Origin of the sequence: Gimesia chilikensis, from assembly GCF_007744075.1 — a bacterium.
Lineage (GTDB): Bacteria > Planctomycetota > Planctomycetia > Planctomycetales > Planctomycetaceae > Gimesia > Gimesia chilikensis_A.
This window is the reverse complement of the sequence record NZ_CP036266.1, coordinates 2,108,939-2,121,589: the sequence shown is the minus strand read 5'-3', so window position 1 is coordinate 2,121,589 and position 12,651 is coordinate 2,108,939. Positions and strand designations below refer to the sequence as shown.

General features: G+C 46.8%; 17 protein-coding genes. 7 read left to right on the top strand and 10 right to left on the bottom strand.

Annotated features, from left to right (window positions below; translation table 11 throughout):
- Window positions 1-51 precede the first annotated feature (51 nt).
- Window positions 52-465 (top strand): MerR family transcriptional regulator, encoded by a 414-nt coding sequence (locus HG66A1_RS08080; RefSeq protein ID WP_145181894.1) that lies wholly within the window; start codon window positions 52-54, stop codon window positions 463-465.
- 60 nt (window positions 466-525) lie between these two features.
- Here the strand turns inward: HG66A1_RS08080 and HG66A1_RS31880 are convergent, their stop codons facing one another.
- The 4 genes from HG66A1_RS31880 to HG66A1_RS08070 all read right to left on the bottom strand — a co-directional run bounded on the left by HG66A1_RS31880 (window position 526) and on the right by HG66A1_RS08070 (window position 2,603).
- Window positions 526-696 carry a hypothetical protein gene (locus HG66A1_RS31880; protein ID WP_197997040.1) on the bottom strand — a complete coding sequence of 57 codons (171 nt, stop codon included), beginning with the start codon at window positions 694-696 and terminating at the stop codon, window positions 526-528.
- A gap of 77 nt (window positions 697-773) precedes the next feature.
- Window positions 774-923: a hypothetical protein gene (locus HG66A1_RS31875; RefSeq protein WP_197997039.1), complete on the bottom strand. Its 150-nt coding sequence runs from the start codon at window positions 921-923 to the stop codon at window positions 774-776.
- A 131-nt stretch (window positions 924-1,054) separates the two neighbouring features.
- Window positions 1,055-1,465 carry a heavy metal-responsive transcriptional regulator gene (locus HG66A1_RS08075; protein WP_145181891.1) on the bottom strand — a complete coding sequence of 137 codons (411 nt, stop codon included), beginning with the start codon at window positions 1,463-1,465 and terminating at the stop codon, window positions 1,055-1,057.
- A 535-nt stretch (window positions 1,466-2,000) separates the two neighbouring features.
- Window positions 2,001-2,603 carry a recombinase family protein gene (locus HG66A1_RS08070; protein WP_145181888.1) on the bottom strand — a complete coding sequence of 201 codons (603 nt, stop codon included), beginning with the start codon at window positions 2,601-2,603 and terminating at the stop codon, window positions 2,001-2,003.
- Window positions 2,604-2,824: 221 nt separating this feature from the next.
- On the opposite strand from HG66A1_RS08070, the gene HG66A1_RS08065 reads away from it, so the two are divergent.
- On the top strand, window positions 2,825-3,331 hold the full coding sequence (locus HG66A1_RS08065) for a hypothetical protein (RefSeq protein WP_145181885.1): 507 nt from the start codon (window positions 2,825-2,827) through the stop codon (window positions 3,329-3,331).
- Between the two features lie 297 nt (window positions 3,332-3,628).
- Here HG66A1_RS08065 and HG66A1_RS08060 read toward each other — a convergent pair whose 3' ends face one another.
- The 4 genes from HG66A1_RS08060 to HG66A1_RS08045 form a co-directional block, all read right to left on the bottom strand.
- Window positions 3,629-3,880, bottom strand: a complete 252-nt coding sequence (locus tag HG66A1_RS08060; protein WP_145181882.1) for a hypothetical protein — start codon at window positions 3,878-3,880, stop codon at window positions 3,629-3,631.
- Window positions 3,881-3,934: 54 nt separating this feature from the next.
- Window positions 3,935-4,366, bottom strand: a complete 432-nt coding sequence (locus HG66A1_RS08055) for a hypothetical protein (RefSeq protein ID WP_145181879.1) — start codon at window positions 4,364-4,366, stop codon at window positions 3,935-3,937.
- Window positions 4,367-4,460: 94 nt separating this feature from the next.
- A complete protein-coding gene (locus tag HG66A1_RS08050; RefSeq protein ID WP_145181876.1) occupies window positions 4,461-4,676 on the bottom strand; it encodes a hypothetical protein in 216 nt (71 codons plus the stop codon).
- Window positions 4,677-4,733: 57 nt separating this feature from the next.
- On the bottom strand, window positions 4,734-5,021 hold the full coding sequence (locus tag HG66A1_RS08045; protein WP_145181872.1) for a hypothetical protein: 288 nt from the start codon (window positions 5,019-5,021) through the stop codon (window positions 4,734-4,736).
- Between the two features lie 154 nt (window positions 5,022-5,175).
- On the opposite strand from HG66A1_RS08045, the gene HG66A1_RS08040 reads away from it, so the two are divergent.
- Window positions 5,176-5,832 carry a carbonic anhydrase family protein gene (locus tag HG66A1_RS08040; protein WP_145181870.1) on the top strand — a complete coding sequence of 219 codons (657 nt, stop codon included), beginning with the start codon at window positions 5,176-5,178 and terminating at the stop codon, window positions 5,830-5,832.
- Window positions 5,833-5,859: 27 nt separating this feature from the next.
- On the opposite strand, the gene HG66A1_RS08035 is transcribed toward HG66A1_RS08040, so the two are convergent.
- Entirely contained in the window at window positions 5,860-6,168 is a 309-nt protein-coding gene (locus HG66A1_RS08035; protein WP_145181867.1) for a hypothetical protein, read from the bottom strand.
- 338 nt (window positions 6,169-6,506) lie between these two features.
- Between HG66A1_RS08035 and HG66A1_RS31870 the strand changes: the two genes are divergently transcribed.
- The 4 genes from HG66A1_RS31870 to HG66A1_RS08015 all read left to right on the top strand — a co-directional run bounded on the left by HG66A1_RS31870 (window position 6,507) and on the right by HG66A1_RS08015 (window position 11,600).
- On the top strand, window positions 6,507-6,860 hold the full coding sequence (locus tag HG66A1_RS31870) for a hypothetical protein (RefSeq protein WP_197997038.1): 354 nt from the start codon (window positions 6,507-6,509) through the stop codon (window positions 6,858-6,860).
- Between the two features lie 297 nt (window positions 6,861-7,157).
- Entirely contained in the window at window positions 7,158-7,805 is a 648-nt protein-coding gene (locus HG66A1_RS08025) for an RNA polymerase sigma factor (RefSeq protein ID WP_145181865.1), read from the top strand.
- An 84-nt stretch (window positions 7,806-7,889) separates the two neighbouring features.
- Window positions 7,890-10,943, top strand: a complete 3,054-nt coding sequence (locus HG66A1_RS08020; protein ID WP_145181863.1) for an SUMF1/EgtB/PvdO family nonheme iron enzyme — start codon at window positions 7,890-7,892, stop codon at window positions 10,941-10,943.
- A gap of 141 nt (window positions 10,944-11,084) precedes the next feature.
- A complete protein-coding gene (locus HG66A1_RS08015; protein WP_145181861.1) occupies window positions 11,085-11,600 on the top strand; it encodes a hypothetical protein in 516 nt (171 codons plus the stop codon).
- Between the two features lie 180 nt (window positions 11,601-11,780).
- On the opposite strand, the gene HG66A1_RS08010 is transcribed toward HG66A1_RS08015, so the two are convergent.
- The gene (locus HG66A1_RS08010; protein WP_197997037.1) at window positions 11,781-12,467 is read right to left on the bottom strand and encodes a hypothetical protein; all 687 of its coding nucleotides are present in this window, start codon (window positions 12,465-12,467) and stop codon (window positions 11,781-11,783) included.
- Window positions 12,468-12,651: the final 184 nt, after the last annotated feature.

Below are 12,651 nucleotides of genomic sequence, written 5' to 3'. Positions count from 1 at the left end.
TTCGTCTTTGGGGACGCAAATACTCACAAGCAGATAGTTTTCGGAGCAGCAATGGCAAGACAGTTCACGATCAGCCAAGTGGCGAAATCCGCCAAACTTCCCACGACAACCGTGCGTTACTATGAGCGGGTCGGACTGGTCGAGCCGGACGACCGCAGTGCTGGCAATTACCGGCTGTACAGCGAAGAGTCATTACGGAAACTGAAATTCATCCGGGCGGCTCAAGCCGTCGGATTCACACTCGATGACATCAAGGCTTTGCTCGACAGGCCCGACGATCAGAATTCAGCCTGTGAGGACGTGCAGCGTCTGATTGAAAAGCGGCTTTCCGACATCAAACAGAAATTGAAGGATTTGCGACACGTTCAGCGTGTGCTGCAAACAAGTCTCAACCAATGTCGAGAGTTTCAATCAGCCGAGTGTTGTCACGTTCTCAAAACATTAGAAGCAGCAGCGAAGAAGTAGAAAACGCCCGTCGAAGAACTAACTTCTTTGACGGGCGTGTGCTCAGCTAAGTTTATTGGCTTACTTGAGCGGACAACACTTGGAACAGGGAAGTTCCTCACCCGTGACTGGGCAAACGAAACTGTCTTCAATGCTTGATGCGTCTGGGTTAGTCTGTACACCGGCGTAAACCCAGCCTCCCACAGCCAGCGGTAACGCCAGCATAGTTGCCCAAATCCAGTTCTTTCGCATGATAATCTCCTTTACTTGAGTACGTTCAGTCATTTAACAGGCGACATACCTGCTCACAGACTGAACAAGATAGTTTTTCATCCCTCGACTCGGACCATCTCCTTACCGCAGCAACAGTGAGGATTTTCATTGCCGCCGCAATCAGGAGCAGCCCCCTGAGTCACTTTGATTTCGCAACCGCACTTCGAGTCGGGACAGCGGTACTTTTCACCTTTCTTGAGTGGCATGATTGTCTCCTTTCCAAAAGGATACTGCCGGTGTTGAGGCAGGCGACACACCTGACTCACACACGAGTCGGAATCTGTTCTAGGCTTCCATCACAGGCTGATACCCGTGGTCAAAAGAATGGAAGTATCCGTTATTTTCTTGGCTTGGAATCAAGAGCATCGAGAATCGAACATTCACTGATTGATCCTCGACCACTGCATTCGCTGGTCAGTTTGTTCAAAGCCCTCTTCATCTGTTTGAGTGTACGAATCTTTTCATCGAAGTCGGCGATCTTTGCTTCGGCCCGACTTTTTATGTCGGCACAACTTGTTGTTGCATCAAGCCGTAGTGACAGCAGTTCTTTGATTTCAGTGAGCGTGAAACCGAGTTCTTTGGCCCGTCTGATAAACTGCAAACGGGCAATTGTTTGGTCATCGAATTGGCGATAACCGGAAGACGACCGGTCAGGCTTAGGGATTAATCCTTCCCGTTCATAAAACCGCACAGCTTCGACGCCGACACCAGAACGTTCCGCAACCTGACCAATCGTGAGTGATTTCATGTTGAATCTTCCTTTCATTGCCCCATCATACACCTTGCACCATACTACAGGGTCAAGTCTTGTTATTTGAAATTCAGGAAGAACCCCATTTTTTATAGTTCCCACCGAAGCGAGAGCATAGAACGTTACTCACTGGGATCGATACCAACGATCTCATTTCCAGTAATGATTACAGATGCTTCAAGCAAATGGTAAAGAGACGTTATCTGGAAAACGGGAGTCATTGATCAGCCAGAAAACTCTTAGGATTGATGAAATTTTCCTGTCGCCGGTATTTATAAGACGCCGCTTGTTTAATAGTTTTCAAGATTATTTCCCCAGAATCAGCCTGCCAGATAATCCAATTTTTGTTACCAACTTTCCATAGACGATTCTTTGTCCCATGAAGGTCATATAAAACCCATAGGGGGTTTAGTCCATTATAAGCCCCCTCCGGGGGTAACTTTATTACATAAACTACCCCACAATTCTCTAAAACAATTTTTGTAACACCACCGCCTCGTGCGAGCTCAATTTGATGCGTCCAGCCACTCTTTTACAGTGGCTGAACTTCTCGCAGTACGCGGTAGATCGTTGGTCTTGAAAGACCAGTCACCCGGGCGATCTTTGTGATTGCTTTGCCTTGAGCTCGCATCTCATGAATGGCATTGACTTGATCGTCAGTGACCTTCCACCGCCAGCCCTTCTCGCTTCCTCCCCACCTCTTTCCCTTCTTGCGAGCGACGGCCTGCCCTGCTGCGACTCGTTCCGCTCTGATCTCAGTCTCATACTCCGCGACCGAGGCAAGAATGCGTGCATGGAGTCGACCAGCCGGAGATTCCAGTGAGAATCCATCTTTAAGGCTGACAAGATCAACCCGGCGTTCCCGCAGTTCGTCAAAGAGTTGGCAGAGCCCTTTGGTGGTTCGCCCCAGTCGATCAAGACGCCACACAACAATCCGATCCAGCTTGCCCATGCGAAGTGATTCGAGGAGCTGGTCCATCCCCGGACGGTTCATCGTGCGGCCAGAGAATGTGTCTTTGAACCAGACGACTTTCCCGCCATGGGCCTCGCACCATCGTTCCAGATCAGGTAGCTGGCTGGCATGCTTCTGGTCCTTGGTTGATACCCGCATATAAATCGCGGTTGATTTCGCCATCTGAATTTCTCCGCATATTATATTTCTGTTTTAGACAGATGGCTTACGGGTGTCAGGATTTGTAAACTGTAAATTACAGGCGACACGTTACAGACATGAGAGACTTGGACGACCTAGAATTACTGCGAATCATCGGCCAGAATTAGAGATTATTGACAGTTTACATTTTCAGTCGGCTTAGAAACCGGACGACGAGGAATTACATAAATGGATCAGGAAGCGTGCAGAAGGGCAAAGACTTAATTGATGAGATTGAAGTATCTGTGGATGAGTTACTGGATTCCCCAGAGTTGGAAGGACTACGATCAAAACTCGCCGAATTAGGAAAGCGAATCGGGAAAAAATATAGTATTGACCTGAATTGTACTCTGGAAGTTGGTGAATGGGAAAATGATCGATTCTTACAACTAATAGATACGGGACACTCAGTAGGTCAGAATGGAGAGTTATATCGCACTTGGAATGTTGCTTCGTTTCAACGATACATAGTTAATGGCGAGATACTGATTGTCCCGCACGATCACTGTCCTAGTTGCTGGGGAGAATGGGCTTTCGAGTTTGAAAATCACTCATGCCCTGAATGCGGAATTGAAATGGGGAAAGATTGCAAGATTCTACTTGATTCTGATATTTGCCCACATTGCGAAAAGGGAAAGATTTCGATGACGGATACAAAATGTGACCAATGTGGGTTTTCGATTGATCCCAGATTTGTTGTCTGGGGTTGAGGTCAATTTGGGTGTCTGCGGAATCACGGAGGATTTCACAGGCACTCATCCCCAGCCCAACGATTCAAGTTGTCAAACTGACAAGTTCAATCTGAGTGAGAGCTCTCAGCATCTCATCTGACGGGAAACGCCTTTGCCATAATAGGTTCGTGCAGATGATCGAGGTTTCTTTAATGAATTGGGAATGATCTTGGCTGGATTATTCCGTCTGCATTTCTTATCGTTCACATTTAAGTCTCCAATATATAATGAAGGTGTCTGCAAAGTCCTCCCTGACTCCACAGACACAATAAGGATTTATTCAGGTTCGAAACCGAAATAGAAACGAGGATTATGCTGAAAAAACACGGTCCCCCTCTGTGAATTAGAACGATTGCGGACGACACAGCATGGACTACAAAACCCCAGCACTTCGAACTCCTGCTGGAGTTCACTGGTATCCCAGACCTGTCCGTGCTTCGCTTCCAAAAATTCTCGACTACCCTCAACAGCATTAATGCTTTGAGTCATCACCCGACGGATGGCTTCTGCTTCTGTGCGATCAGTCATTGGCATCTCCTGTAAATAAAATGAAGAATGTTTGTTATAGAGCTCATGCGGGTGTCATTGAGTGAGACCTTGAGGCTTCTTCTGACGCCTTTTTTCAAGCTGTTTTTGGTGGTAAAGTCTCACCTGAGATCGCCATTCGGCATTGCCGCCAAACTCTTCTGTAGGCACCAGATCCAGATATTTTTGTGGGCAGGAATAGTAATAAGGATGTTCGGCTTCCTGCATGTCCTTGTAACCCCAGTCCCCTCCATGGCAGCGAATTAAGTCGCAGGTAATCCAGCGTTGCGTTCGTTCAACCTGCTCGCCACCTTTTTCAAACGTCCGCTCAAATACCGCCCATAGCACGCCGCTAAATCTACCGCCTCGGAAACAGTGAGAGAGGCAAGTCGATTTAACAGTCACTCCATTAATCTCGCGTTGCCATGATTTAGTCCGCTGTTGAATGAGTTCTTTTCTTGAAACGTCTGTCGGATACGTCCACCCCATAAAATGATCTCCCCTTAAAAGAAAAAAACTGATGCAAGAATCGCAGTGATTCTTGGATCAGTCTTGTGGGTGTCTTGTTTTAGGAACTTAGAGATTAGAATTCGTCGTAGCCGAAGAAGCCGAAATACTCGTCTGCCTGCTCGAAATCTTCCAGTTCCTGTTGTTGCAGAATATCATCCCACGGCTCGTCAAAAGGAAGATATTCGTCGAATTCTTCGGCGAACTCATCTGCTGCTTGTTCGTCTAATATGTCGCCATAGCCACCGTTGAGATGATCTTCCATAAATTGGTCAAGATGATCGTCCATCATGTTTATCTCCCAGAAAGAATGTTGAAGTTAAGAACACAGTGATTGAGGGTGTCGATTTCAATATTCTTCGGGGAGCAGAATTGTTGTGGCACTGCGATCTGCTTCGGTAATTACCCAGATCTTTGTGTTGTCCTTGAGATGGTAGACCGAGAAAATCCGGTCGCCGTCTTTAAGAGCCTGCTCATTAGTCTGGCGATCTTCCGAACACAGCTCAGACCAGTCCCCATGCTTATGTCTTTCAAAGAACTCAAGCGGTGACTGATTATTTTTCTGGAGAGCATCGAGAGCTCCATGTGTGGCGACAGTCCGACCGAGTTGGAAGAGAGGTTTACTTTTCTGAATCATCTTGTTCCTTTCATCAAATGATCGTGATTGGTTCAGCATTCATCTGATGGGTGTCAGATGGTTTTCAGGAAAGAATATTCTTGTCTTACTTAATCTGATTTGGGACAACCTGAACAACAGTGAATCCATCATTTGAGAACAGGAAAAGCACACCATGAACCAGCAGTCCCCTATCGATATCAGAAATTCGATTTATGCAGACTTCGGAGACGACAAATTAAAGATAGAATGGAATGGTGATGTCCATGGTCACATTCATAAAGGTGATCATGGAATGCAGGTACTTTTCGCTTCGGACTGTCGTCAATACATCGAACTATCCGGTAAGAAATATCACCTGAGACAGTTTCATTTTCATCATCCCAGTGAGCACTGGGTGGATGGAAGTCAGCATACGATGGAGTTACACGTGGTTCACCAAAATTCTCATGATGGATCACTGGCAGTTATTGGGATTTTCATCGAACCCGGCAAAACAAAAGATCCTTTGCATTCATTGCTCACACAGATCGCCTCTCTCTCCTCTGCTGGAACAAGCAACGGTCCTGATTATCATGTCTCTTTTAATCCACAGGACTTTTTGCCAACCGACTGGGAAAAGCACTACAGATATGAAGGATCGCTGACCACACCGCCCTACAGCGAAAACGTTAGTTGGGTAGTCATTAAAAATCCATATGAGATAAACAAAACCAAGCTGGAAAAAATCCGTAAGTTGTTCGAATCTGAGGCTCGTTTTCCGCAGCCACTGAATCGGAGGTATGTCTTATCCACATTCAAAGATGACGAAAAACCCAAGGGGAAGAAGTAACTGTTGCAAATGATCAATCAATGGGTGTCAGATGGGAATCACTTCGTACTGAACCGTTTCGCCATTTGCCATCTTTTCAATGGCCCCAAAGGCTTTAGTTTCCCGTTCAACAGTCATCCTGCACAGACTGGATAACTTACTTATGAAGCAGATCGTGACTGGATGATTGTTGAGTTCATCCCCAGACATTCCAGTTTCTCTCATTGCCTTGAGGTGTCGATGGAAACATCCAACTATAGCAATAAGATTGACAGCATCTTGAACTGCGATGGCATCGCTGGCTGCTTTCATGAGACATTCATTATTGCCGTCTGATTTGGCGATCTGTTTAAGCATTTATCTGCTCCTTGCTGGATAGGTGTGGTAATGGATGGAATGCAGGTGTCACTCAGAATCTTCCAGCATTTTCTGATACCGTTGACGAAATCTGAAGTAACTAGCACGACTTTTTTGTGTCGTGTTGCACCAATATGCCTGTTGATCTGCTGGGGAATCAGGATGTTTTTCTATCGCCTGCTTCATCACTTTTGCGTCAGCCGTTTTATTGTCGAGACGCTTTGTAGCGACTTGTTTCCGTCCAAGTGAACTCAACTGGCTTTTGATCAATGGACGCCAATCTATGCCCTCCTCACGAGCATATTTAAGCTTTCGAAGACTTGGCCCAAGTAGTCGGAGTGACAACTGACGGTCTTCTGCATTTTGCTCGATGTAACCCACTCCATCTGGGGCATAGTGACATAGATCCATTTGGGGGAATTGAGGGCAAACTGGAACTGGCACAAGGCTGGGAACGGTTCTTTGATGAATCTACACGACGTGCGGTAGTCCTCGTGAATCACATTGGTGTCTGGCGGGATGCTCTGACACGTGTAGAGGGACGGCTTCCTGACATCGGGGACCACTCGTGGTACATCAGTGTATTCGATCACCAGTATGGCTTCCTGGGCACATTTCGCAAGAGTCGCGTAACAGGTCGCTGGTTTCAAGGAAAACACAGTATCCACATGGTGGGGAATCCAGCAAGATGAGCACAGCCGGGCTATGATCTAACTGTTGAGAATGACAACTGCTTGTAAAATGATAATTTCGACTCAGCAACAGTAATCAGAAGAAATAAACAGTGCCGCCGCACCATCTTTAAATTCCAGATTTTAAAGAACCGGTCCATTCTGTCCCTGCCGACACCCCCTGGTCACATGCCCCCTGCTAATGGCATTCTGTCACATACTTTGCTACCCTTTGGGGGACAGATATCATAACGATCAGTACTCCTTCAATTGTTACCAGAGCGAGTAAATGAGCATGCATGCAGCGGGAGAGAAAATGTGACTGAGCCTGACGGCAGTATGAAACCAGAAGACCATTCCCCCCAGCCATCCCACTCCCAGTCTCAATGGCACACCCGTTCCAGCATGATTTTCGACCTGAAGGAGTTTTCCCAGGATCGGTGGAATAACTTTGTGCTGGTCTACACCCCACTCCTGAAGTTCTGGATTCGAAAAAAGAATGTGCCTCAGTCAGCAGAAGACGATGTTCTTCAGGATGCCCTCCAAAAAATCTACAATAGCATTGGAAACTTCGAGCGTGATGCCGCCAAAGGCAAGTTTCGGGGCTGGCTGCGTACGATCGTGGAACGCCGGGCTGCAGACTATTTCCGATCATTGCCTCAGGATCAGGGAACACCGCAGGAACTGCTGGATGGCTTAGTCAATCGTGACCAGAAAGACGCTGATGAGATCGACGGAGAACAGCAGGCACTGGAAGAAGTCAAAGCCCGGGCGTTAGAACTGGTTCGGGAATCGACCGCCGAAAAGACCTGGCAGATGTTCTGGAAAAGAACGGTGGAGGATATTCCGAGTTCTGAAATTGCGAAAGAGTTCGATGTGACCACTGCCGCTGTGCGGGTTGCCAAACAAAGGGTGCTGAAACGACTTAGGGATTTGATGGTCGACGAATTCAACGAAGATTCTTAATATATTTTTCCGTGTTACGGCCCTCCGATATTTATTCACAGGAGCATTTCTAGAAACAGGACAAATATATTCGGTACCCCAATCATGGTCAAAAAGGCAAGTTGCCCCACAAAAGAAGATTTGATTCGACTGAACCACGGTGACCTGCCTGGAGATCAGCTGGAATCCGTCTGTGATCATGTGGAAATCTGCGAAAAATGTCAGCTGATACTCGGCCAGCTCGATGAGCCCCACAATGAAATCGGGAAGCAACTGGCTAGGATCACCCAGGCCGATCTCGAAAATGCCCGCATCGCCATCGAAGAAGAGATGCTTCAAGATAGGGCCACGACGATCTGGGGACAGCTCGCTCCCAGTCAGCAAAAAGACCATGATTCGACACTGGATGTCCCCTGCAATCTGAGACAGTATGAAGTGCTGAAATTGATCGGATCTGGTGGAATGGGCGAGGTTTATGAGGGGCGGCACTCGAACCTGAAACGCCCTGTCGCTCTGAAAGTGATCCAGGGGATTCGGCAGGATGATCCGGTCGCTTATGAACATTTCCTGCGGGAGATGGAAACTGCTGGTCAGCTGGAGCATCCCAACCTGGTCCGAGCCTACGACGCCTGGGAGCACGATGGCTGCCTGTTTCTGGCCCAGGAACTACTCGACGGGGATTCGCTACAGAACCTTGCCAACCAGGGACTGATAAAGACGCCGGAAGAAATTATTGATGCGTTACTGGGAACTTGCCGTGCCCTGGAACAGCTGCATGCTAAAGGTTTTGTTCATCGTGACGTTAAACCGGGCAATATCATGCGGCTGACTGACGGCACAATCAAACTGATTGATTACGGACTGGCCATCGCCGCCGAATCGGGGAAATCTGCAGCCCGGATCGGAGCTGGCACTGTCGGCTACATGTCCCCTGAGCAGGCTCACGGTAGTGGACCAGTTGATTATCGTTCTGATATCTATTCGACAGGCCGTGTGCTCAAGTATCTGCTCACAAAGCTACCAGCGGATAAGAGTAGCCCAAAACGGGAACACCTAATCAAGATCCTCAGTAAGCTGGGCAACCGCTTGACAGAAAAGGATCCCCAGAAACGACCGAAAAACATCTATTCCGTCGCTGTGAAACTGGAGCAGCTGCAGCAGTCGATCAAGTCCCAGGAAAAAAACACCAGATCCCCTGCCCCTTCATCAGACTCAGGGACTGGTCGTCAAAAGACGAATCGCCCAGGGACTTCTACGAATTCTAAGCGTCAGAAAGCAGCAGCTCCGGAACCTCAAATTACCCCACAACCTCAAAAGAAGCGTGTTAGTCCATGGATACTACTCATAGCGTTGATACTTGGTATGGGTAGTTTCGGAGCTTATCAGCTTATTGTGGAAACTGACAGACAAGCCACAATTCTGGTCGAAAATCATCAGCCCGGTGATGTCATTCAGATCACCAGCGAAGATGGGAAAGTCCGATCTGTCGAGTTAGGTGACCAGGCCAAATTTCTGGTTGCCCCCGGGAGTTATAAACTCTCTCTCGCCGGCCCTGGCAATCGGCAATTGACTCCTGGCAACATCACTGTCAGTGGACGAGATCAGTTGAATGTACAGATCAACGACCCGACAACTGATGCCAACGCCAATCCAATCAACAAAAAACCCGTAGCAAATAATGAACCCTTCAAATTGAAGATGGTAGAACTCCCGGCTGGTTCCTTTGTGATGGGAAGCGTAGAAGGTGATCCCGACGCGAGGTCGGACGAACAGCCACGACGAAAAATCAGTATCTCAAAACCCTTCAGCATGAGTGCTTATGAAATCACGGTTGGTCAGTTTCGTGAATTCGTGGAGGCAACTGGCTACGTGACCGAAGCTAAGGCCTCTGGTGAGGGTGGCTGGAAGGCAAGTCGGGCGTCGAGTTATGGAGAGCATAATCCGGATTTTAACTGGGCTAATCCAGGGTATTCGGCTTCTGACAGCTATCCAGTTACAATGGTTACATACGCCGACGCAATGGCGTTTTGCAACTGGCTTAGCAAACGTAATGACCGCGTTTACCGATTGCCGACGGAAGCGGAATGGGAATACGCATGTCGAGCCGGAACAACCACTATTTACCATTTTCCAATTGATTCCCGAGACTCCTATTGCTGGTCATTGTGGAATACCAAAAACACTATTTGCCCGCGTCCAGTTGGCACCCGGCAACCCAATGCCTGGGGACTGTACGATATGAGCGGCAATGTACGCGAGTGGTGCCAAGACTGGTACTCAGAGGATGCCTATCGACAGGAATATAGTGCTTTTCCATCAGGCCCCTCTACAGGAACGATGCGAGTTATCCGTGGCGGCTGTTTTATAGACCTTAATTCATTCCTTCGCTCTTCTCGTCGTGGGTTCCTTGAACCTAGAAAATCATTGAATACACAGGGATTTCGTGTCGTGGAGGGGGAACTGTCTCTCCCGGCTTCGGACCTGAAGACCACCAATAATTCCCCAGAATCGTCATCTCCAGCCAACCCAGCATCCGCCCCTTCCGAGACCGTTGGTAGTCAGTCCGCCATGGTTCCCAAAACAATTCAGGAGCTGGAAAAGATAGACGACAGTGATTTTATTCCGCTATTTAATGGAAAGGATTTGGATAATTGGGAACTTGATAGAAGATTCTGGTGGATCGAGAACGGAGTTCTGTATGGTGATAAAAGCCCGAAAGCTGGATCGGACACCTATGCAGCGACCAAGGAAGAGTTTGAAGATTTCATATTGAAGCTGAAATTCAAGCTGAAATCTGGCGACAGCGGAATTCAGTTTCGAGGTGACCTGCTATCAGATCTGAAGAAGATGACCGGCTCCCAATTAAACATTTCTTACGAAGAAAATATGGATGAACTTGGCCAACTCTACGTAAACAATAAAACATACTACGTTCTGAATGATTCACAGAAACGTGATCTTATAGATACAATTGATCGCTCGGGATGGAATGAATGCGTAATTGCTGCCATGGGAGATCAAATATGGGCGAGAATAAACGGGATCGTTGTGGTCAATCAGGAACACCAGAACCGAAAGAGTGGTTCTATTGGATTACAACTTCATAAGGGCGGTGCAAATATTGCGTTCAAGGACATCATGATTAAGAAGATCGAATAGAGACGTTGACCTGTTTGCCTCCGCTTCAACATGCGGATAGAGCAGACATGGAGACAAAAGAAGATGATGTCTTGTAACCGGTGTCATTCAAGGGGTGCTTAACGTTAAGTACTGAGTTTATTCAATTGGTGGAACATTAAAATGGATGCTAACTCATTAACGCAAGATGAAAAAGAAATCTTAAAGACAATTGCTATACATCGAGCCATGTTAGGAGAGTGCAGAGGGTCTAATCCTTCTTTTTTAAAGCCAGGTCAACCGTTATGGGCTTGGTTTGGATACCCGTCTCAACAAGCATGTCGAGACTCTCTATCTGAATATCTGACAGAAGTCGCTGATAAATACCCAAATCTTCAGGAGTACTTAGATCCAAAGCAGTGGCAAGTTATCTGGGACAAAGAGAAATTCTATGTAAAATATGGCACATCATTTAATTTGATGACTCCAATGAAATTAAACAGGTTTAAAACTTGGTATTTCATCTTTGGGATGATGCTAGCATTCACATTATTTGTTGCTATCAAAACTGGAACGGATCACCACTGGCAGCGAGTTTTAGGTGCTGTAATTTGGATGACTGCTCTTTGTCTATTACATGGATTAGTATTATTCATAAGAAGAATGCGTGATAATAAATCAAATGGAAATACCCAATAACCATACCAAGCTGCCGTGCTATGCCTTATAAATTTTTGTCGATCTCTCCGTCATTGTGAAGCTCCCCTAAGATGTGCAGATGATGCCCTCACCTTTGCGTCGAATTTGAGCCCACCGGAATTGAATGGTCAGAAGACGGGACACTCGATGTGGGACATTTATATTTCATCATGTGTTAAGTCAGTTTTCAGTCACCTTTTTGTAACGATTTGTAGCCACTCTGATATATTGCACCGAATCCAACTTCATTCGTTCCAGGTTATCCGTCAAATCATGCCCACCGCCCAGCACGATCACACTTATCCCCTGCCCTTTACGTAAGATCTTGAGCATCTCATCTTCCCGTTTCTCTTCAGCCTCCTGATTAACTTTGATCTTGCCATTTTCGCCAATAGGCTTGGCCGATTTAAACGCTGCTGAATTTTCCAGTGGGATGACAGAGTTCAATTCATTTGTAATCATCAACTGGGCAGGAACTCCCAACTGCATCAAATCTCGTCGATACTGCTCTTTCAAAAACAGATCAATTGCACCATTACCTTCTGGCACTTCGAATTCCCGAAGCGTTTTAACGAACGAATTGAACGCATTTAAGTTTTTCGCGGTAAGCCCTTCCAGGTACACAGATCGTACTTCATAATTCTTAATCAGGTACCGTAGGATCTGTTTTTGCTCTTTCTGAACAGCTTCAACATCATCCAGAAATTCATAATACTGCTTTTCGATTTCTGCTTCAGATAGTTTACTATCTGAGGAATCAGAAAGATCAGTAGCGAAATCATCTCGAGACACAAAGTGCCAGTTCAGCAAATGAATGATGATTTGTTTGGGTTTGGAATTGATCGGCGTATTTACGACAGAAGCCACGGTGGATATTTTACGCAACTGGGAGCTGAGCTCAGATCCTGGACTGGGTTCATCAGCGAGGGAATCCGCGACTGCGAAGTGCAGGCATAAGATGATGGAGGCACAAAGAGATAACCTGGGCATGGCGGGGCAATTTAAAAAGGATCCATTCGTAAAAAAAGCCGTCTGTGTGGCTGCTCCAGAC

Bases quoted from the DNA above. Each gene is read 5' to 3' on its own strand.
- HG66A1_RS08080 (WP_145181894.1), top strand. From the start codon at position 52: ATGGCAAGACAGTTCACGATCAGCCAAGTGGCGAAATCCGCCAAACTT.
- HG66A1_RS31880 (WP_197997040.1), bottom strand. From the start codon at position 696: ATGCGAAAGAACTGGATTTGGGCAACTATGCTGGCGTTACCGCTGGCT.
- HG66A1_RS31875 (WP_197997039.1), bottom strand. From the start codon at position 923: ATGCCACTCAAGAAAGGTGAAAAGTACCGCTGTCCCGACTCGAAGTGC.
- HG66A1_RS08075 (WP_145181891.1), bottom strand. From the start codon at position 1,465: ATGAAATCACTCACGATTGGTCAGGTTGCGGAACGTTCTGGTGTCGGC.
- HG66A1_RS08070 (WP_145181888.1), bottom strand. From the start codon at position 2,603: ATGGCGAAATCAACCGCGATTTATATGCGGGTATCAACCAAGGACCAG.
- HG66A1_RS08060 (WP_145181882.1), bottom strand. From the start codon at position 3,880: ATGACTGATCGCACAGAAGCAGAAGCCATCCGTCGGGTGATGACTCAA.
- HG66A1_RS08055 (WP_145181879.1), bottom strand. From the start codon at position 4,366: ATGGGGTGGACGTATCCGACAGACGTTTCAAGAAAAGAACTCATTCAA.
- HG66A1_RS08050 (WP_145181876.1), bottom strand. From the start codon at position 4,676: ATGATGGACGATCATCTTGACCAATTTATGGAAGATCATCTCAACGGT.
- HG66A1_RS08045 (WP_145181872.1), bottom strand. From the start codon at position 5,021: ATGATTCAGAAAAGTAAACCTCTCTTCCAACTCGGTCGGACTGTCGCC.
- HG66A1_RS08040 (WP_145181870.1), top strand. From the start codon at position 5,176: ATGAACCAGCAGTCCCCTATCGATATCAGAAATTCGATTTATGCAGAC.
- HG66A1_RS08035 (WP_145181867.1), bottom strand. From the start codon at position 6,168: ATGCTTAAACAGATCGCCAAATCAGACGGCAATAATGAATGTCTCATG.
- HG66A1_RS08020 (WP_145181863.1), top strand. From the start codon at position 7,890: ATGGTCAAAAAGGCAAGTTGCCCCACAAAAGAAGATTTGATTCGACTG.
- HG66A1_RS08015 (WP_145181861.1), top strand. From the start codon at position 11,085: ATGGATGCTAACTCATTAACGCAAGATGAAAAAGAAATCTTAAAGACA.